General features: G+C 71.6%; 15 protein-coding genes and 1 riboswitch. Of the genes, 6 read left to right on the top strand and 9 right to left on the bottom strand.

Features of this window, described 5'->3' with window-relative positions; genetic code table 11:
- Positions 1-21: 21 nt before the first annotated feature.
- On the bottom strand, positions 22-1,524 hold the full coding sequence (locus tag E0F75_RS33230; RefSeq protein WP_229314680.1) for an alpha/beta hydrolase: 1,503 nt from the start codon (positions 1,522-1,524) through the stop codon (positions 22-24).
- A gap of 198 nt (positions 1,525-1,722) precedes the next feature.
- On the opposite strand from E0F75_RS33230, the gene E0F75_RS33225 reads away from it, so the two are divergent.
- Positions 1,723-2,685 carry an aldo/keto reductase gene (locus E0F75_RS33225; protein ID WP_229314679.1) on the top strand — a complete coding sequence of 321 codons (963 nt, stop codon included), beginning with the start codon at positions 1,723-1,725 and terminating at the stop codon, positions 2,683-2,685.
- 11 nt (positions 2,686-2,696) lie between these two features.
- On the top strand, positions 2,697-3,431 hold the full coding sequence (locus E0F75_RS33220) for a transporter substrate-binding domain-containing protein (protein ID WP_229314678.1): 735 nt from the start codon (positions 2,697-2,699) through the stop codon (positions 3,429-3,431).
- Positions 3,432-3,455: 24 nt separating this feature from the next.
- Here the strand turns inward: E0F75_RS33220 and E0F75_RS33215 are convergent, their stop codons facing one another.
- Entirely contained in the window at positions 3,456-4,733 is a 1,278-nt protein-coding gene (locus E0F75_RS33215; RefSeq protein WP_229314677.1) for a lysine 2,3-aminomutase, read from the bottom strand.
- 381 nt (positions 4,734-5,114) lie between these two features.
- A complete protein-coding gene (locus tag E0F75_RS33210) occupies positions 5,115-8,255 on the bottom strand; it encodes an FG-GAP-like repeat-containing protein (protein ID WP_229314676.1) in 3,141 nt (1,046 codons plus the stop codon).
- Positions 8,256-8,634: 379 nt separating this feature from the next.
- Between E0F75_RS33210 and E0F75_RS33205 the strand changes: the two genes are divergently transcribed.
- Positions 8,635-9,378, top strand: a complete 744-nt coding sequence (locus E0F75_RS33205) for a class I SAM-dependent methyltransferase (protein WP_229314675.1) — start codon at positions 8,635-8,637, stop codon at positions 9,376-9,378.
- An 18-nt stretch (positions 9,379-9,396) separates the two neighbouring features.
- On the opposite strand, the gene E0F75_RS33200 is transcribed toward E0F75_RS33205, so the two are convergent.
- From E0F75_RS33200 to thrC, 5 genes are all read right to left on the bottom strand, one after another.
- A complete protein-coding gene (locus tag E0F75_RS33200; RefSeq protein WP_229314674.1) occupies positions 9,397-9,867 on the bottom strand; it encodes an SRPBCC domain-containing protein in 471 nt (156 codons plus the stop codon).
- Between the two features lie 157 nt (positions 9,868-10,024).
- Positions 10,025-11,653: a chaperonin GroEL gene (gene groL, locus E0F75_RS33195; RefSeq protein ID WP_017238234.1), complete on the bottom strand. Its 1,629-nt coding sequence runs from the start codon at positions 11,651-11,653 to the stop codon at positions 10,025-10,027.
- Positions 11,654-12,040: 387 nt separating this feature from the next.
- Positions 12,041-12,244 (bottom strand): cold-shock protein, encoded by a 204-nt coding sequence (locus E0F75_RS33190; protein ID WP_015035246.1) that lies wholly within the window; start codon positions 12,242-12,244, stop codon positions 12,041-12,043.
- A gap of 461 nt (positions 12,245-12,705) precedes the next feature.
- The gene (locus E0F75_RS33185; RefSeq protein ID WP_229314673.1) at positions 12,706-12,981 is read right to left on the bottom strand and encodes a MoaD/ThiS family protein; all 276 of its coding nucleotides are present in this window, start codon (positions 12,979-12,981) and stop codon (positions 12,706-12,708) included.
- 14 nt (positions 12,982-12,995) lie between these two features.
- Positions 12,996-14,306 (bottom strand): threonine synthase, encoded by a 1,311-nt coding sequence (gene thrC, locus E0F75_RS33180; protein WP_229314672.1) that lies wholly within the window; start codon positions 14,304-14,306, stop codon positions 12,996-12,998.
- Positions 14,300-14,444: riboswitch (SAM riboswitch) on the bottom strand. It overlaps the preceding gene by 7 nt.
- Before the next feature lie 149 nt (positions 14,445-14,593).
- Between thrC and E0F75_RS33175 the strand changes: the two genes are divergently transcribed.
- The 3 genes from E0F75_RS33175 to E0F75_RS33165 all read left to right on the top strand — a co-directional run bounded on the left by E0F75_RS33175 (position 14,594) and on the right by E0F75_RS33165 (position 18,988).
- A complete protein-coding gene (locus E0F75_RS33175) occupies positions 14,594-15,562 on the top strand; it encodes a glucosyl-3-phosphoglycerate synthase (RefSeq protein ID WP_229314671.1) in 969 nt (322 codons plus the stop codon).
- Positions 15,563-15,600: 38 nt separating this feature from the next.
- Positions 15,601-17,448, top strand: coding sequence for a DUF11 domain-containing protein (locus tag E0F75_RS33170; protein WP_229314670.1), 1,848 nt, complete (start codon positions 15,601-15,603; stop codon positions 17,446-17,448).
- A gap of 94 nt (positions 17,449-17,542) precedes the next feature.
- Positions 17,543-18,988, top strand: a complete 1,446-nt coding sequence (locus tag E0F75_RS33165; RefSeq protein ID WP_229314669.1) for a trehalose-6-phosphate synthase — start codon at positions 17,543-17,545, stop codon at positions 18,986-18,988.
- Here the strand turns inward: E0F75_RS33165 and E0F75_RS33160 are convergent.
- Entirely contained in the window at positions 18,985-19,323 is a 339-nt protein-coding gene (locus tag E0F75_RS33160) for a helix-turn-helix domain-containing protein (RefSeq protein WP_229314668.1), read from the bottom strand. The genes E0F75_RS33165 and E0F75_RS33160 overlap by 4 nt on opposite strands.
- Positions 19,324-19,418 lie beyond the last annotated feature (95 nt).

Here is a 19,418-nt window from a genome sequence, read left to right as displayed (position 1 = left end):
TCGGCGGTGTGCGGGAGAGGCCTACCGGCAGAGGACGTCCCCGTCCGGCCGGACGCCCTCGGTGAGGAAGCGGGTCACGGCCCGATCCCCACAGGCGTTCCCGTTCCCGAGGTAGACCCCGTGCCCGCCGTGGTCGACGGAGACGAGCCGGGCGCGGTCACCGAGCGCGCGCCGCATCGCCATCCCCTTGGAGTACGGGGTGGAGGGATCCCGCAGGTTCTGGATCATGAGGATGTTGGACGGCCCGCGGTCGGTGATGCGGACGGGCTTCTCGACGGCACCGCCCTTCCAGTACGCGCAGGGGGTGACGTTCACGGTCATGCCGGCCGTCAGCGGGTGCCGCACGCGGTCGGCGGCGACCGCCCGCTCGTAGGTCCGCACGGACTGCCGGGGCCAGTCGACGTCGTTGCAGATGACACCCATGGTGATGGCGGCGGCGTCATCGGGCAGGGCGCCCGTGAGCTCGGGCGGCAGCTCGGGCGTGCCCTTCGGGTCGAGGGCGGCGGCGACGAGCCGGCCGAAGGCGGGGAAGGAGGCGTCGGAGTAGAGCGCCTGCTGAAGCGCCTGGAGCAGCATGGTCCCGGTGAGATCCACACCGGAGGTGCCGGTGGGACGAGGCTCGCGATCGAGCCGGGCGGCAAGACCGAGCACGAGGGGCCGGACGTCCTCGGGGCGCTGGGCGAGCCGAAGCCCGGTGTCCCCCCGGTCGGGGTGCGAGGCCCAGGCGGCGAAGTCGGGGAAGCGGTCCTCGGCGCCCTGCGCCATGCCTTCCAGCCAGCCGCGGGCGACGCGCCGGGGGTCGGGGTCGTTGCTGCTGTCGAGGACCCAACGGTCGGTCCGCTCCGGGAACTTCTGGGCGTAGGCGGCGGCGACGTAGGTCCCGTAGGAGACGCTCCAGGCGGAGAGCCTGCGCTCCCCGAGGGCCAGCCGCAGCCGTTCGAGGTCGCGCACCTGGTTGGCGGTGGTGAGGCCGCGCAGCATGGCACCGCCGTTGCGGGCGCAGGCCTCGGCGGTCCGCTTCGACCGGGCCACGTTCTCATCGATCGACCCGTCGGCACCGGGCCAGGACCGCAGGGTGACCATCCACCGATCGGCCTCGGCGAGCCCGCAGCCGGCCTTGGCGGACCCGCCGACCCCGCGAGGGTCGAAGGCGACGAGGTCGTAGGCCCCGTCCGTCTCCCGGCCGAGGGCGGCCCCCTTCTGCCCGAGCCGCTGGACGCCGGAGCTGCCGGGCCCACCGGGAATGACCATGAGGGTCCCGCGCCGGGCGTCGGGGCGGGTACTGGCGATCCGGGACACGGCGAGCCGAATCTGCTGCCCGTCGGGATCGGCGTAGTCGAGGGGTACGGAGAGCGTGGCGCACTGCTGCCCGGGAAGCGGCTTGACGGCGGGGTCGCACACCCCCCAGTCGAGCCCGGCGGCGGAGGCGGGAGCGACGCCGCCGCCGGCGGCGAGTCCGAGCCCGGCGACGATGGCGACGGAGAGACCGAGAAGAGAAGCGTGACGTCCAGGATTCGCTGTCATGCCCACAGCCTGTCGAAGCGGGACCCCCCGTCCCATCCGGCAGGCACGCGACCCGGGGGTAGGGCCAACCCCCGGAGATATGAGGGGCGTTCGGGAGGGAGGGGCGGGAGGGGACACACCAGACGGGTGGGCCCGGGACGCCTGAGCGGAATCCCTTATCCGATGGCGGTCCCGAATCCCCTGGGGAATCATCCCCGCATGACCACCTCCCCCACCGTCACCACCGCCACCACCCCTCCCACCTCTCCCACCCTCGCCTCCGCCGCCGGTACCTGGCTCCTCGGGGACCTCACGGTCAACCGCATCGGGTTCGGCGCCATGCGGCTGCCCCAGCGTGGTGAGGCACTCGTCGAGCACGCCGTGCCCCGCGACCGCGACGAGGCGATCGCCGTGCTGCGCAAGGCCGTCGACCTCGGCGTGAACCACATCGACACCGCCGCCTTCTACTTCTCCCCGCTCCGCTCCGCCAACGAGCTGATCAGCAGCGCCGTCGGCGGGCCCTACCCCGACGACCTCGTCATCGCCACCAAGGTCGGCCCCTGCCGCGACGCCTCCGGCGCCTGGGGCACCCACGCGCGCACCGCCGCCGCCCTGCGCGGCCAGGTCGAGGAGAACCTGCGTCAGCTCGGCCGCGACCACCTCGACGTCGTCAACCTCCGCATCGTCGGCACCGATTCGATCGCCGAACGCTTCGGCGCCCTCGCCGAGCTCCGCGAGGCCGGCCTCATCCGCCACCTCGGCGTCTCCAACATCACCCCTGAGCAGCTCACCGAGGCGCAGGCCATCGCCCCCGTCGTCTGCGTGCAGAACATGTACGGGATCGGGGTCCGCCCCGAGTACGAGGACTTCGTACGTCGCTGCGGCGAGCAGGGCATCGCCTTCGTGCCCTTCTACGCGATCGCCGCCGCCGGCCGTCAGGGCGGAGCCACCGCCCCCGAGAGCCCCGAGGTCCTCGCCGTCGCCGAGGCCCACGGCGCGAGCCCCGCCCAGATCCGGATCGCCTGGACCCTTCACCAGGGCCCGCACCTCCTCGCCATCCCCGGCACCGGCGACCCCGAGCACCTCGCCGCCAACGTCGACGCCGGCGCGATCCGGCTCACCGACGAGGACCTGGCCCTCCTCGCCGGAGTGCACCGCGAGCCCGCCGCCGACGCTTCCTAGACTCCACCTTCATGACGCACACGCCGAGCCCCGCCCCCGCCCTCGCCGCCGACCTCGCCCCCACCGGCACCCTCCGGGCCTCCATCAACCTCGGGAACCCGGTGCTCGCACAGGGCACCCCCGAGGCGCCGTCCGGGATCACCGTCGATCTGGCGCGGGAGATCGGGGCACGGCTCGGACTTCCCGTCGAGCTGCTCTGCTTCGACGCGGCGCGGAAGTCCTTCGAGGCGATGGCCGACGGCCGGGCCGACCTCTGCTTCCTCGCCGTGGATCCGGCGCGGGAGACGGAGGTCGCGTTCACCGCCCCGTACGTCGTCATCGAGGGCGTGTACGCCGTCCCGCGCGACTCCGGCCTCACCACCGTCGAGGACGTCGACGCGCCCGGCGTCCGGATCGGCGTCAAGCAGGGCTCCGCGTACGACCTGTTCCTCTCCCGGTCCCTCGCGCACGCGACGGTCGTGCGCGGTGCGGAGGGCGTCGACACCTTCCGCGGCGAGGGTCTCGAGGTGGGCGCCGGCATCCGCCAGCCGATGACCTCGTACGCACAGGAGCACCCCGAAGTCCGGCTGATCGAGGGCCGGTTCATGGAGATCCGGCAGGCGGTCGGCACAACTGCCGGCCGCGCGCCCGAGACCGTCGCCTTCCTCCGATCCACCGTCGAGGAGCTGAAGGCGAACGGCTTCGTCACGGACTCGCTCCGTCGCGCAGGGCAGGACACGGGACTGCTCGCCCCGCCCGCGGCCTGAAGCCCCGGGAGACGACGACACGGTTCAGCCCACCACGTCCGCCGCCGTCAACGGCTCCCCCGGGATCAGGATCCGGTCCCGGGGCCCGTACGGGGTCAGCTCGTCCCACCACCTCGCCACCGGGTCGAAGCGGGCGTACGCCACGGCGCCGGCCGGCGCGGCATCGCGGGCCCGGAGCACGCGGAGGGCGAAGGCCGGGCCCTGCCCGAGCCGGACCACGCCGTCCACGGCGAGCGCACCCAGCTCCGTGGACATCACCGGGCCGCCGACCACAGGCGCCTGGGCCCGCTGCCGTACCGCCTCCGCGTGGACGTCCAGAACCTCGGCGAGCGGCAGGCCGAAGCAGCGGCGCGCGCCCGCGCCGCGCTCGACGAGCATGCGGTACGGGACGAGGCCGAGCGCGGTCTGCTCCCGCCACATGCGCGCCCAGACTCCGGCGTCGTCGTTGACGCGCCGGAGGACGGGGGCCTGGGTGCGTATCGCCGCTCCCGTCGCGAGGACGCGGGCGACGGCCCGGCGGGTCGGTGCCGGATCGAGCTCCCGGGGGTGGGTGAGGTGGAGGAGCAGCGAGAGGTGGCGGCCGGCCGCGACGACCCGTTCGAGGACGCGGAGGAGTTCGTCGGCGTCGGCGGCGGCGGCGTCCTCGGCTGCGGAGAGGAAGCGCTCCGGGGCGTGGATCACGGCCCTCGTCCGGATGCGGATCGTCCGTACCTGGGGAGTGGCCAGGAGCGGTGAGAGGTACGCGTCGAGGTCCGCCGCCCTCATGGCGAGCGGGTCCTCGCCGTCGAGGACGACGTCCGTGATCTCCGGGTGCCGGGCCAGGCGGGCCGTCATCGCCTCGGGCCCGCCCCGCGCCCGTCCGGGCGCCGGGTTCCCGGCGTACAGGGGCCGGCGGAAGCAGGACGCGCAGTGGGTGGGGCAGGTGCGGCGCCGGTCGGGGACGACGAGCAGGGTGCCCGGGTAGGTGTGCCGGACGGCCTCGGCGTCCCGGCCGGCCGGGTGCGGGTCGAGTCGTTCGCACAGGCCGTCGACGACGAGCCGTAATCGGTCCCGGTCGCCGTCCCGCAGGGTCTGCTCGACGGCGGCGAAGTCCGCGGGGGCGAGCAGGTCGCGGTGGGGCACGAGGAGCCGGTAGAGGGGGTCGTCGGGGGCGCGCGACCAGTCGATGAGCTCGTCGGCGGCGTGGGAACCGACCCTGAACGGCAGCACGCGGCCGACGACGTCGGCGTCGTGCGCGAGGGCGGGCCGCCCGGTGCGGTCGGCGATGAGTCGGGCGAGGCGGTGACCGGTGAAGACGGTCACCCGTTCCCCACCACCGGCACGTCGGTCGTCTGCACGGTCGTCGCCTCCTCGAAGGCCTCACCGATGGCTGGTGCGGCGCACCCCGGACGATGATGGGGAGCGGAGGCCCCGGCCGCCAATGGCACTAGCGGTGGCCGGACTCGGGGACAACGGAGCAGTCCGGCCAATCGCACGCGACACGTACCGGACAGCACAGCGTGACGGAAACGTCCGTTCCCTACCCATACACCCGGGTTCACACCCGAGGGCTTTCGGCCTGGCGTAAGCCCGGGGCACCTGCCAGATTGGCGCCTTTCCTTCGCGCGCCCGGATCGCCGCGCGAACGCCCGAGGGCCCGGCCGTGGCGGCCGGGCCCTCGGGGCGGGAAGGGTGGAGCGAGCGTCAGTACAACCCCTTGAAGCCGTTCCAGCCGCTCGTACCGATCAGCACCCGCCCGCCGTACCCGCCGGTCCCGGTGCCGCTGTACCGCCACAGCCTCCCGGCGGTGTCGCGGGCGACCAGGTCCGCGCGGCCGTCGCCCGAGAGGTCGCCGACGCCGACGAGCGCGTAGCCGCCCCAGCCGCCGCCGACCTTCACACGCGCGGTGACGCCGCCGGTCGCGGTGCCGTAGTACCGCCAGAGCACGCCCGCCGCGTCGATGCCGAGCAGGTCACCGCGGCCGTCGCCGTTGAGGTCACCGGCGCCGGCAAGCCTCTTGTACAGCTTCCAGTCGGCACCGATCCGGACCCGGGACTTCACCCGGTGGTCGGCCGTACCCGCGTGGAAGTACACATCGCCGGTGGACGCCTGACGCACGACCAGATCGGCGAAACCGTCGCCGTTCACGTCCCCCGGGGACGTCAGCACGTCGTACTGTCCCCAGCCCGACCCGACCAGCGTGTACGGCGAGGAGGCGGAGACCACCTTCCCGCACCCGGGCCGGTACGCGCGCAGCTGGTCCCCCACACGGACGTACACATCCGCGCACCGGTCACCGTTCAGATCACCCGTCGGCACGAACACCGACGACGTCGGGAACTTCGCCCCCGTACCGGCGATCCGCGCGGAAAGCGCCCCCGTACCGGTCCCCCGGTACATCGACACGAGCCCGGCCGTGTCCATCACCAGCAGATCACCGAACCCGTCGTCCCCGGCGAGGTCGCGCCGGACGGCCGCGCCACCGGAGACCGAGAGGCTCCCGGAGGACGTGAGGTCGGCGCCCTGCCCGTCGGCGGGCTTCGCCGTCAGCGTCCAGGTGTGGGCCCCGTTGGCGACAAGCCTTCCGGTCGCGTCCTTGCCGTCCCAGACGGGCGCGACGATGCCTCGGGCCTCGCCGCCGGCCACGGTCCGGACGACCTTGCCGGTCGCCTTGTTCCTGAGCGTCAGAGACCACGAGGCGGCCGGCTTGGACAGCCACCAGCGGGGCTTCCAGGGCGCCGACTTGAGGGCGGCGGCGGGGGTGTCGGAGTCGATGGCGGTCAGCCGGCCCGTGGCACCCCCGAGTCCGGAGACATGGACCTTCCGCAGGGAGTCGGCGAACGCGACGGCCCCGCCGAAACGGTCGACCGCCCAGATCCTGCTCTCGTCCTCGACGTCGTAACCGGCGAGGATGCCGAGTTCACGGTCCTCCGGCCGACCGGAGCGCACGTCGGTCACCCCCAGGGTGTACCCGTACTCGGTGTGGGAGGCGTGGGCGAGGAAGCCGTCACCCAGCTTGGGCTCGGTGTGACGAGGAACCCAGACGTCGACCGCGACCTTCTTCTCGCGGTCGTACACCACCGCGTCCGTCGACGTCGAGGAACAGCGCGAGTAGATCCACCTGCCGACGACCTGGAGGTAGGAGGACCGGCAGTCCGTCCCGAGGTCGAGCGTCTCGACGGTCGCGCCCGTCCGCAGGTCGATCGCGGAGACGGTGTCGTCCGTCGCGGACGCCGCCCAGAGCCGGCCTCCCCACAGCGCCTGCCCGGTGCCGGCGGCGGAGTTCCGGAGGATCTGCCCCGTCTCGACGTCCGCGACGATCGAGCGCGCTCCGGAGTCCGTGTTCCCGCGGAAGTGCACGTAGCGGCCGGAGGTGCTGTAGAGCTGGCCCGCCTTGAGCTTGCCCGTGTGGCCGAGCGTGACCGTACGCGTGGTTCCCGCGGCTCCGGGTGTGGTCACACGCGCCTGGACTGCACAGTCGGAGCACGAGGGCTGCCCGCCGGACGCCGGGCGGCTCACCGTGTCCAGGGTGACCAGGCGGCCGTCCCCGGTGTCGTGCCACCACGCCCCCGTGGAGCCCGACGACTTGAGGATCGACGGGCAGTTCGCGGCGGTGCCGGACAGCGCTTCGCAGGTCCAGGCCTGCGTCGGCGTACGCGCGCCGGTGAGGGGCAGGTTGAATCCCCGGAGCGTATGGGGGGTGTCCGTCTGCGTCTCCGTGACGACCCGGCCGTTGGCCGTGGTCAGAGCGGTGTACGAGATGGTCGGAGGAGTGGCCAGGGCCTGGGAGGTGACCGGGACACCGCCGGCTCCCGGGGAAACGCGTCGAACGCCCCAGTGGGCGGAGTCGGTGCCGCCCAGCAGGTACAGGGCGCCGTCCGCACCCGTCCCGACGCCCCCGCCCGACCGGGCGACGATGCCGAGGCCCCGTGTGTCACCCCCGGCGATGGGCGTGGCGACGACGGGGACGGTCGTGAACGTGTACGGGTCGGACGGCTCGTCGTAGTGGCCCACGATCCAGTCGCCGACGACGCCGATCCGCGCTTGGGCATCGGCGCTGTCGTTCGGCAGCTTCACGGTCGTACCCGGGTCGCCATGGTCCGTGCGGGAGACGACGAACGCCTGGTCCGTGCGCGACGCGTCGTACCGGACGATCCAGTCGGCGCTGAGGACCGCACGGGATGCGAACAGGTCGAACGGCCCCTCGGGCACGGGCGTGAGCGCGCCGGTGGCGAAGTCGAGCATCGCGGTGTGCCGGGACGCGGCGTCGGTGTAGGAGATGAGCGCGCCGGCGTCGTCGTGGGCGACGACGTAGGGCGCCTCGACGGCACCCGGCACGGACACGTCCAGGTCGGCGGGGGCATCAGGGCCGTAGCCCAGCAGGTTCACGACCCCGCCGCCGTCGCCGAACCCGGTGGTGATCAGCCGGTCCGCCGCGAGGCCGGGGTGGTGCTGCTCGGATCCGAAGGTCCGGGTGAAGGCGGCACCGCTCACGAAGTCGTGGACGGTCACCTCGTCCCCGAGGTCCGAGACGCAGGCCACGCGGTCGCCGCGGATGATGGGGTCGGACGAGTAGCAGGGGGGAGCGTGGGCGACACGCCCGTCCTTCAGACTCTGCCAGGAGGGGTGCGCGGCCTCTCCGTCGCGCGACAGCTGGACGCCTGTGCCGACCCCCCAGAAGTAGGTGTCAGGCGTTCCGGCGGGGTCCGTGGGCGCGGCGATCGTGGCCTCGTACGGCACGTCGGACGTGGTCCCAGCCGTCGCGGCGGGTGCGGTGGCGGCCGTCAGGCCGGTGATGCCCAGGGTCGCGCTCAGTGCGAGCGCGACGGCTCTTCGGACGGACAAGTACGTGTGTCCCCTCGTGCGGGTGTGAAGCATGCAGACAGCAGCGACACAGGGGGCGGCACGTCAGGCAGGACAGGCAGGACAGGGCGGAGTGGACCGCGCGGGCCGGGGCCGGCGGGACCCCCCCCTGTCGGCAGCCGGATCGTACATTCACGCGAATTGAACGCGCCAGAAACCCACCTGCGCCAGGGCCGGAAAGCCCTCTTCCCGGCCCTGGAGGCCGCCTTCCGGGAGCCCGCGCCCCGGGCGCCACCTCTCCGGACTCCGCCCCGGGCCGCAGCCCGCCCAGCACCCGCAGAACACCTCCGTACACCACTCCTGACCTGGGCTTTTACCCCTCCACCCCGTACCCTGGAGATCGACTCGGAGGGGGATCCCGATGGACCTGAACAACCGTGACATCCGCACCGTCGACGACGTCCTGACCCTGCTCGACGGGCTCTTCGCGCCCGGCGCCGACCGGTGGACGGAGGGTGGCGCCGACTGGTGGGACGGGTTCTACGCCGACCGGGACAAGCCCGTGCCGTTCTTCGTCGCCAAGCCCGACGAGAACCTGGTCTCGTACGTCGAGCGGGGGCTGCTCCCGGCCGGGGGCGGCCGGGCCCTCGACCTCGGGTGCGGGCCCGGGCGGAACAGCCTGTATCTCGCGTCGCTCGGGTACGAGGTGGACGCCGTCGACCTCTCCGCCACCGCGATCCGCTGGGCGGAGGAACGCGCCGCGGAGGCCGGGGCGGAGACGGTGCGGTTCGTGTGCGGCGACGCCTTCGCCGCTGCCCTGGACGGCCCGTACGACCTCGTCTACGACTCCGGCTGCTTCCACCACCTGCCGCCGCACCGCCGCATCAGCTACCTCGCGCTCCTGGACCGCGTCCTCGCACCCGGCGGACACCTCGCACTCACCGCGTTCGCCGCCGGAGAGGGCGGCATGGGCTCCGAACTGCCCGACGCCGAGTTCTACCGGAAGGGCGGGCTGGACGGCGGACTCGCCTATACGGACGCCTCGTTGCGCGGCATCTTCGCCGACCTGACCGACGTCGAGGTCCGTCGTATGCACGACGAGACCGCCGATTCCCCCGCCTTCGGCGAGGCCTTCCTCTGGACAGCGCTCTTCCGGCGCCCGTAACGCGGTGGGGCCCCGGCCTCACATCGACTTCAGGTGCTCCGCGAGCCGGTCGTACTGTTCCCGTACCCCCGCCTCCATGCCCGCCGCCAGCGACTGGTCCCTGATCTCGTTCGACGGCCAGAAGGACGTGCTGGTCAGGGCCGTGCCGCCGTCCGGAGTCGCGTCGAACGTGAGCGTGACCCGGACCGGGTCCCCGTCCGGCATCTGCTCGAAGACCTCCGTGTAGTCGAGCCGCTCGACCGGGACGACGTCCTCGTACCTGCCGGAGAAGACGATCTGCTGCCCCTCCGGGGCGGTCTGGCCCCAGCGCCACGCGCCGCCCACCCGCAGATCGATGTCGACGACCGTCGTGGTCAGCCCGGACACCCCGTACCACTCCCGTACGTGCGCGGGAACCGTCCACGCCTCCCAGACCCTGGCCGGCGGGGCGTCGAAGGTGCGGGTGATGACCAGCTCGCGGTCGGCCGGGGTCGTCAGGAGGGTGACCATGGTCCGTTCCCTTCACGAAGGGGCACTTCCAGGATCTCCCCACCGCCCCCGCCCAGCACTTCCAGCAGTGACCGCCTGGAAACGCCCGAGGGCGGCACCCCCACCAGGGGGTGCCGCCCTCGTTCGCGTTCAGCGATGAACCACCGATCCCGGAGGATCAGAAGTCCATGTCACCGCCCGGCATGCCGCCGCCGGCCGGCGCGGACGCCTTCTCCGGCTTGTCGGCGATGACGGCCTCGGTGGTGAGGAACAGCGCGGCGATCGACGCGGCGTTCTGCAGCGCGGAGCGCGTGACCTTCGCCGGGTCGATGATGCCCTCGGCGATGAGGTCGACGTACTCGTTGGTCGCGGCGTTCAGGCCGTGACCGACGGGCAGGTTGCGGACCTTCTCCGCCACGACGCCGCCCTCGAGGCCGGCGTTGACCGCGATCTGCTTCAGCGGGGCCTCGAGGGCCAGCTTCACGATGTTCGCGCCCGTGGCCTCGTCACCCGAGAGGTCGGCCTCGAGCTTCTCGAAGACCGAGGAAGCCTGGAGCAGGGCCACGCCGCCGCCGGCGACGATGCCCTCCTCGACGGCCGCCTTCGCGTTGCGAACGGCGTCCTCGATGCGGTGCTTGCGCTCCTTGAGCTCGACCTCGGTCGCGGCACCGGCCTTGATGACCGCAACACCGCCGGCGAGCTTCGCCAGGCGCTCCTGCAGCTTCTCGCGGTCGTAGTCCGAGTCGCTGTTCTCGATCTCGGCGCGGATCTGGTTCACGCGACCGGCGACCTGCTCGCTGTCACCGGCACCGTCGACGATGGTGGTCTCGTCCTTGGTGATGACGACCTTGCGGGCGCGGCCCAGCAGGTCGAGGCCCGCGTTCTCCAGCTTCAGGCCGACCTCCTCGGAGATGACCGTGCCGCCGGTGAGGATGGCGATGTCGTTCAGCATGGCCTTGCGACGGTCGCCGAAGCCCGGGGCCTTGACCGCGACGGACTTGAAGGTGCCGCGGATCTTGTTGACGACCAGGGTCGACAGGGCCTCGCCCTCGACGTCCTCGGCGATGATCAGCAGGGGCTTGCCCGACTGCATGACCTTCTCCAGGAGCGGGAGCAGGTCCTTCACCGAAGAGATCTTGGAGTTGACGATCAGGAGGTACGGGTCGTCGAGCGACGACTCCATGCGCTCCATGTCGGTGGCGAAGTACGCCGAGATGTAGCCCTTGTCGAAGCGCATGCCCTCGGTGAGCTCCAGCTCCAGACCGAAGGTCTGGGACTCCTCGACGGTGATGACGCCTTCCTTGCCGACCTTGTCCATCGCCTCGGCGATGAGCTCGCCGATCTGGGTGTCGGCGGCGGAGATGGAGGCCGTGGAAGCGATCTGCTCCTTGGTCTCGACATCCTTCGCCTGCTCGAGCAGGGCGCCCGAGACGGCCTCGACGGCCTTCTCGATACCGCGCTTGAGGGCCATCGGGTTGGCACCGGCGGCCACGTTGCGCAGGCCCTCGCGGACGAGCGCCTGGGCGAGAACGGTGGCGGTGGTCGTACCGTCGCCGGCGACGTCGTCCGTCTTCTTGGCGACTTCCTTGACCAGCTCGGCGCCGATCTTCTCGTACGGGTCCTCGAGCTCGATCTCCTTGGCGATGGAGACACCATCGTTGGTGATCGTGGGGGCGCCCCACTTCTTCTCGAGGACGACGTTGCGACCCTTGGGGCCGAGGGTGACCTTGACGGCGTCAGCGAGCTGGTTCATGCCGCGCTCGAGACCGCGCCGGGCCTCCTCGTCGAACGCGATGATCTTGGCCATGTGAAGTGGTCCTCCCGGACATGGGGTGGATAACGCTCCAGGACCGCGCCGACGCCCGCGACGGACGGCCTCCGCAGCTCCGCGTGGTTCCTTGCCCCACCCGGCCGGCGGCCTCGTCTGCCCGATCCTCGTAGCACTCTCACCTTCCGAGTGCTAACGCCAATGATTAGCACTCGCCCTAGGAGAGTGCAAGCGACTCTCGACGATCGGGATGCGGGGCAAGGGGTTGCGGGAGGGGCGCGAGAGGGGCGCGGAACAGACGCGGAACGGGCTCGGAACTGGTGCGGAACGCGCTCGGAACGGGGCCGGGAACGCGCGAGGGGTCCGCATCCCCTCAGGGATGCGGACCCCTCGACGGCGTTGCGTCGGTGGCCGATCGCGCCGCGCTCAGACGGCGAGCTTGACCATGTCCGCCTGCGGACCCTTCTGGCCCTGCGAGATCTCGAACTCGACTCGCTGTCCCTCTTCGAGGCTGCGGTAGCCATCCATCTGGATCGCGCTGTAGTGGACGAAAACATCCGCACCACCGTCGACCGCGATGAAGCCGTAGCCCTTCTCCGCGTTGAACCACTTGACGGTGCCCTGAGCCATGCCTAACTCCCCTATTACTGGCCCTTGCGCGGGACCCGCACTTCGCGGAACCCGGGTCAGACCCTGCGCCGGAACGCGTCGACCGCGGCTGAATGTATCTGCCCAACTGCCCTCTGCAACAGGTCAATCGAGCGAGAATTCTGGGCGCCACGGAAAGGCGAATTGGGGAGATTCCCTTGAATTAACGGGCAAGTCGGGCCCGGCAAAGCGCGCAGAAGGTACACAACGCGCACACACTTTGGCTGCTTCTTGTCGTGCGGGGACGCATTCTCATATGCGCCTGGCATGAGCAGCGGAGGGGACTTCCCCAACTCTACCGCGCTCAACCATACAGAATTGCCCCTTCCGCTTTATGGCGCGGAAGGGGCAATTAAGAAAGACGGGACAAGCAGCGAGCCCTATGGGGCTCAGTCCTCCGGCACTGTGCTCGACGGTCGGCCCGCCGGCACAGTGCTCGACGGTCAGCCTCCGGCGACGGCCGGGATGATCGAGACGCCGGCGCCGGCCGGGGTGGCCGTCTCCAGGCCCTGCTCGAAGCGCACGTCGTCGTCGTTCACGTAGACGTTGACGAAGCGGCGCAGCTTGCCCTGGTCGTCCAGGACGCGGGCGGCGATGCCCGTGTGGTTCTTCTCCAGGTCGGCGATGACCTCGGCGAGGGTCCCGCCCTCGGCCTGGACCTCGGACCGACCGCCCGTGTAGGTGCGGAGGATGGTGGGGATGCGGACGTTCACGGCCATGTCTTCGTAACCTTTCAGAGGGCCAGGCCGGCGTCGCGGAACGCGTCCAGGCTCGGGCGGATGGTGACGGTCGCCTGAGAGGTGTCGGCCACCGCGTCCAGGGTCTTGAGTCCGTCGCCGGTGTTGAGGACGACGGTGGTGAGGTTCGGGTCGATCAGCCCGTTCTCGACGAGCTTCTTCGCGACGCCGACGGTCACGCCGCCCGCGGTCTCGGCGAAGATGCCCTCGGTCTGCGCGAGGAGCCTGATCGCGTCCACGACCTGCTCGTCGTCGACGTCCTCCACGGCGCCGCCGGTGCGGCGGGCGATGTCGAGGACGTACGGGCCGTCGGCCGGGTTGCCGATCGCGAGCGACTTGGCGATCGTGTTCGGCTTCTGGGGGCGCACGACGTCGTGGCCGGCCTTGAAGGCCACCGACACCGGGGAGCAGCCCTCGGCCTGGGCACCGAAGATCTTGTACGGCCTGTCCTCGACGAGGCCCAGCTTGATGAGCTCCTGGAGACCCTTGTCGATCTTCGTGAGCTGGGAGCCGGAGGCGATCGGGATGACGAGCTGGTCGGGGATGACCCAGCCGAGCTGCTCGCAGATCTCGTACGCCAGCGTCTTGGAGCCCTCGCCGTAGTACGGGCGGAGGTTGACGTTGACGAAGCCCCAGCCCTCGCCCAGCGGGTCGCCGATGAGCTCGGAGCAGAAGCGGTTGACGTCGTCGTAGTTGCCCTCGATGGCGACGAGGTCACCGCCGTAGACACCGGCCATGACGACCTTGCCCTGCTCCAGGTCGTGCGGGATGAACACACAGGAGCGGAAGCCGGCGCGGGCGGCGGCGGCGCCGACGGCGCCGGCCAGGTTGCCCGTGGAGGAGCAGGAGAGGGTGGTGAAGCCGAAGGCGCGGGCGGCCTCGATGGCCTGGGCGACGACCCGGTCCTTGAAGGAGTGGGTCGGGTTGCCGGAGTCGTCCTTGACGAAGAGCTTGCCGGGCGCGACGCCGATCTCGCGGGCGAGGTTGTCGGCCTGGACGAGCTTGGTCCAGCCCGGGTTCAGGTTGGGCTTGTCGGCGACGTCGGCGGGGACGGGCAGTAGCGGGGCGTAGCGCCAGATGTTGGCGGGACCGGCCTCGATCTGCTTGCGCAGCGCCTCGGGGTCACCGGTGGGGAGGTCGTACGCGACTTCGAGCGGCCCGAAACAGAGTTCGCAGGCGAAGATCGGGCCGAGCGGGAAGATTTCACCGCATTCACGACAGGAAAGTCCGGACGCGGGACCGAGGTCGACCGAAGTGGCGGGGGTAACAGTCTGTACAGCCATGGAGGCGAGGCCCTTTCTCCTCATCTTTCCCATGACGAATTTTTCGTCATGAGACGGATTTGGCACCTTCCCTAGCCGGGAGCCTCGCTGGAGGACGAGTAACCGACTGGAGGGTTGCCGGGGCTTCAACGGGCCGTTTCCCTCTGCCCCTCTGGATGAGCGGTATTCGATTGTGAAGCGCGTTGAACTTTCGTTCCTGCGCTCCGGCGCGGGCGGCACCCCGACGTGCATCGGGCATCCGCGTTGTTCAAGACTGTAACCGAAGGCCCGGACGCTTGGACCGGCCGTCCGAACCGCGAGATGGAGATCACGTGCTGGAAGAGGTGGAGCGCTGGCTGGACCGGCGGTCCTGGTCCGTGGCGGACCGGCCGCTGGAGCGGATCCTCGCCGCGAAGCGGAACACGAGGGTCAGCGTCGTCCTGCCGGCGCTGAACGAGGAGGCGACGGTGGGTGACATCGTCGCCGTGATCCGGCGCGAGCTCATGTCGGAGGCGGTGCCGCTCGTCGACGAGCTGGTGGTGATCGACTCGGGCTCCACGGACCGTACGGCGGAGGTGGCGGCGGCGGCCGGGGCGCGGGTGGTCGCGCGGGACGCGATACTCCCCCGGATACCGGCCGTGCCGGGCAAGGGCGAGGTCCTGTGGCGGTCACTGATGGTGACCACCGGGGACGTCGTGTGCTTCATCGACGCGGACCTCCGGGACTTCTCGGCGGACTTCGTGTCGGGGATCGTGGGACCGCTGCTGACCGACCCGGACGTCGACTTCGTGAAGGCGATGTACGACCGCCCCCTCGGCCCCGAGTTCGACGGGCTCGCCTCCGGCAAGACCCCTGGTCAAGGGGGCCGGGTGACGGAACTCGTGGCCCGCCCTCTCCTCAATCTGCACTGGCCGCAGCTGGCCGGTTTCGTCCAGCCGCTGGGCGGCGAGTACGCGGCGCGCCGGTCCCTCCTCGAACGGCTGCCCTTCCCGGTCGGCTACGGGGTGGAGCTCGGCCTGCTCGTGGACGCGCTGCACACGGTGGGCCTGGACGCGCTCGCCCAGGTGGACGTGGGGGTGCGCAAGCACCGGCACCAGGACGGGCAGGCGCTGGGCCGGATGGCGGCGGCGATCTACCGGACGGCGCAGCTGCGCCTCTCGCGGGGGCATCTGGTGCGGCCGCGGCTGACGCAGTTCGAGCGGGGCGAGAAGGGTTTCGAGCCGCGGACGTACCCGGTGGACACCGAGGAGCGGCCGCCGATGGCGGAGATCGTGGAGTACGCACGCCGCCGCGTGGCGTAACGCCCGATGATGATCCGTTTTGCATACATTGCCCTTTCATGCGCTTCAGACAACATCACCTGGGCAGGGTGCTCGCGGCCGTCGTGGCCGTCGGACTGACGGCGGGCTCGCTCGCGTTCACCGCGGCGGGGCCGGCCGCGGCGGACGTGGTCGAGCCGTTCGGCAAGCGGTACGACGAGTCGCTGTACGGCGACTTCGCGACCATCGGCAACACGGTCATGGGCTGTCCGACCGCCCCCGCCGACCTGGCCGCCCGCTGTGCGGCCGCGGCGCGCGGCCAGGGCTCGGACAACAACAACACCTTCGTGATGCGGCGGATCGATGCCGGCGCCCCGGGGAGCGCATACGGCTCCAGCACCGGCCGTGTGCGGATCCCGGCGGGCGCGGAGGTGGCGTACGCCCGGCTCTTCTGGGGTGGCAACGACGGCACGTACAAGGGGCCGAGCGGGGCGCGGCTGAAGCGCTGCGACATCTCCGGCGCCGATGTCGAGCGCTCGCCCGGCGACCCCACGACGACCGCCCCGGTGATCAAGGTCGGCGCGGGCGCCGCGACGCCGGTCTCGATCGACAGCATGGTCGCCGACCCGGCCGACACCGACGGCCCGCACTACTACACGGGCGAGTCGGACGTGACGGCCGCCTTCGCGGGCACGTCGGGGACGGACGCACAGGTGGCCGTCGGCAACATCTGGGCGCCCAACGGCAAGGGCTGCGTGGCGGGTTGGTCGCTGACCGTCGTCCACAGGTTCCCGGGTCCCGACCCGGTCCGCGCGCCCGAGCGGCGGAACGTGTACGTGTACGGCGGGCACGTCCTCCAGCGCTCGACCTCCCCCGCGACCACGATCACCGTGGACGGCTTCCACCGGAGCGGCGGCAAGGCGCGGGCGAGCGTCACCGCGTACGAGGGCGACGGGAACACCCCGGGTGACACCTTCCTCGTCGACGGCAGGAAGGTCACCGAGGCCCACACGGGCAACACCGACAACTTCTTCATCAGCGAGGACGACGGTGCCGTCACCCCCGACCTGGTCGACAACCTGAGCATCGACGCGAAGGCCTTCGACATCCCCGACGGCGCCGTCCCGCAGGGCGCCACCTCGGCCGATCTGACCTTCTCGACGCGCGGCGACACCTACGTGCCCTCCGCGCTGGCCTTCTCCGTGCCGGTCCCCGACCTGGAGATCACCAAGACGGCGAGCCCGCGCACGGTGAAGCCGGGCGACACGCTGACGTACACGATCACCGCGAAGAACGTCAGCGCGCTCGACTACCCGAACGCCGAGTTCAGCGACGACCTCACCGGGAACCTCGACGACGCCGACTACCGGGGCGACGTGCGGACGAACCTGGGCACGGCGACGTACACGGCACCGAGGATCGGGTACGCGGGGACCATCCCGGCCGGGAAGACGGCGACCGTCACCTACTCGGTGAAGATCAGGAACCCGCCGACCGGAGACGGGCGGCTCCGCAACCGCGTGGAGGTCGAGACACCCCGCTCCAACTGCGGAGACGGCAGCGAGGACCCGGCCTGCTCGGCGACCCCGAAGCTCCAGAAGCCGAAGCCGACCCCCAGGCCGACACCGACCCCGGTGGATCCGACCCCGACACCGGTGGACCCCACACCCACCCCCGTGGACCCGACGCCGACCCCGGCCGAGCCCACGCCCACCCCGACCCCCGCCGCGACCACCCCCGCGCCCCCGGCCCCGGGACCGCACGGGAACGCCGGCGGCGGCTCGATGGCCGAGACCGGCGGCGGCGGCTCGATGGCCGAGACCGGCGGCAACGGCGAGCGGCTGTGGCTGCTGGGCGCCCTGGGCCTCGCCCTCGCGGCGACCGGCCTGGTCGCGAAGGCGGCGATGCGCGGCCGGCGCGAGAACTGACGGCCCTCCGGAGGTCCGGCCACCCTCCGTGGCCGGATCCACCCGTCTCGTATACGTACGTTTGAGCGTTTACCGGACGGGCTAGGTTCGCCCCATGGCATCTGTGCTCGTGGCATCCAACCGGGGACCCGTCTCGTACGTGCGCGGCGAGGACGGTGAGCTCGACACCCGCAGGGGCGGCGGCGGCCTGGTCTCCGGGCTGAGCGCCGTCTCCTCGCAGGACAGCCTGTGGGTCTGCGCGGCACTCGGCGAGGGCGACCGGGAGGCCGTCCGGCGCGGCATCGGCGAGCCGGGCGTCCGGATGCTCGACATCGACCCGGAGGTGTACGCCGACGCGTACAACGGCATCGCGAACTCGGTGCTCTGGTTCCTCCACCACCACCTGTACGACACCCCCCGCGAGCCCGTCTTCGACGCGGAGTTCCGGCGCCGCTGGGAGTCGTACCGCGCCTACAACCGCGCCTTCGCCGAGGCCCTGGCCGCCGAGGCCGACGACGGCGCGGCGGTCCTGGTGCAGGACTACCACCTGGCGCTCGTCCCCGGGATGCTGCGGGAGATCCGCCCCGACCTGCGGATCGGGCACTTCACGCACACGCCGTGGGTGTCCTCCGAGTACCTGCGCATGGTGCCGGACGACATCGTCGAGGAGCTCCTGTGGGGCATGCTCGGCGCCGACGAGCTGGGCTTCCACACCTGGGGATGGGCGTCGTTCTTCATCAGCTGCTGCTCGCAGCGCGACGACTCGACCGGCACGTCCCAGGGCGTCTGGCCCAGCGGCGACCCCTGGCACGGGGTCGAGTGGCGCCGCCACGGCGTCGGGAAGGGCCGCACCCGGGTCCGGGCGTACCCCCTGGGCGTCGACGCCGACGAGCTGCGGGCCCTGGCCCACCGCCCCGAGGTGGACGAGGCCCTCGCCCGGCTCCGCGCCGAGGTGGGCGAGCGCAGGACCATCGTCCGCGTCGACCGCACGGAACTGTCGAAGAACATCCTGCGCGGCCTCCTCGCCTACCGGGAGCTGCTCACCGTCCACCCGGAGTGGCGCGACCGGGTGGTCCACCTGGCCTCGGCGTACCCCTCCCGGCAGGACCTGGAGTCGTACCGCGCGTACACGACCTCGGTGACGGAACTGGCCGCCGAGATCAACGCGGAGTTCGGCACGGCCGACTGGCAGCCGGTGATCGTCTCCGTGGAGGACGACTTCACCCGCTCCCTCGCCGCGTACCGGCTGGCGGACGTGGCCCTGGTCAACCCGGTGCGCGACGGCATGAACCTGGTCGCGAAGGAGATACCGGTGGTCTCGGACGCGGGCTGCGCGCTCGTCCTGTCGACGGGCGCGGGCGCGTACAAGGAGCTGCGGGAGGACGTCCTCGCGGTGAACCCCTTCGACGTCTCGGAGACCGCCGAGGCCCTCCACACCGCCCTGACGATGCCCCTGTCCGAACGCGCCGACCGCACGAAGCGGCTCGCGGCGGCGGCGACGTCCCTGCCCCCGCAGCGCTGGTTCCTGAACCAGCTGGAGGCGCTGCGGGAGGAGAGCTAGGAGGCGGCCCGTTCCCTCCCCCACATCGCCAGGGGCGCGAGGGCCTCGTTGAGGCGGATGCCGTCCTTCGTGAGGGCGTACTCGACGCGGGGCGGGACCTCCTCGTAGGAGACCCGGTCCACGATGCCGTCCGCCTCCAGCTCCCGCAGATGCGAGGCCAGGACCTTCTCCGTGATGCCCGGGACGAGCCGCCGCAGCTCGCCGAAGCGGCAGTGCGGCCGCTGGTGCAGCGCCCACAGGATGAGCACCTTCCACTTGCCGCCGATGACCTCCATCGCGGCGTCGATCCCGCAGACGTGGCCGTCCTCGGTTCCGGGCCGGTTCAGCGTCGCCATGTGCCCCACCCTCCTGACCTGTTCGCTCACCTCAGGGTAACCACCCACTTCCAAGTGGGTACTTGAGCAGGTCAGAGCCCTGGAGCAGCCTTGTG

Origin of the sequence: Streptomyces sp. CB02980, assembly GCF_014451325.2 — a bacterium.
In the GTDB taxonomy this organism is placed as follows: Bacteria; Actinomycetota; Actinomycetes; order Streptomycetales; family Streptomycetaceae; genus Streptomyces.
Note: the sequence above shows the minus strand (reverse complement) of the source record. Positions and strands in the feature narration are given on the sequence as shown.

Bases quoted from the DNA above. Each gene is read 5' to 3' on its own strand.
- E0F75_RS33230 (WP_229314680.1), bottom strand. From the start codon at position 1,524: ATGACAGCGAATCCTGGACGTCACGCTTCTCTTCTCGGTCTCTCCGTC.
- E0F75_RS33225 (WP_229314679.1), top strand. From the start codon at position 1,723: ATGACCACCTCCCCCACCGTCACCACCGCCACCACCCCTCCCACCTCT.
- E0F75_RS33220 (WP_229314678.1), top strand. From the start codon at position 2,697: ATGACGCACACGCCGAGCCCCGCCCCCGCCCTCGCCGCCGACCTCGCC.
- E0F75_RS33205 (WP_229314675.1), top strand. From the start codon at position 8,635: ATGGACCTGAACAACCGTGACATCCGCACCGTCGACGACGTCCTGACC.
- E0F75_RS33200 (WP_229314674.1), bottom strand. From the start codon at position 9,867: ATGGTCACCCTCCTGACGACCCCGGCCGACCGCGAGCTGGTCATCACC.
- groL (WP_017238234.1), bottom strand. From the start codon at position 11,653: ATGGCCAAGATCATCGCGTTCGACGAGGAGGCCCGGCGCGGTCTCGAG.
- E0F75_RS33190 (WP_015035246.1), bottom strand. From the start codon at position 12,244: ATGGCTCAGGGCACCGTCAAGTGGTTCAACGCGGAGAAGGGCTACGGC.
- E0F75_RS33185 (WP_229314673.1), bottom strand. From the start codon at position 12,981: ATGGCCGTGAACGTCCGCATCCCCACCATCCTCCGCACCTACACGGGC.
- thrC (WP_229314672.1), bottom strand. From the start codon at position 14,306: ATGAGGAGAAAGGGCCTCGCCTCCATGGCTGTACAGACTGTTACCCCC.
- E0F75_RS33170 (WP_229314670.1), top strand. From the start codon at position 15,601: ATGCGCTTCAGACAACATCACCTGGGCAGGGTGCTCGCGGCCGTCGTG.
- E0F75_RS33165 (WP_229314669.1), top strand. From the start codon at position 17,543: ATGGCATCTGTGCTCGTGGCATCCAACCGGGGACCCGTCTCGTACGTG.
- E0F75_RS33160 (WP_229314668.1), bottom strand. From the start codon at position 19,323: ATGGCGACGCTGAACCGGCCCGGAACCGAGGACGGCCACGTCTGCGGG.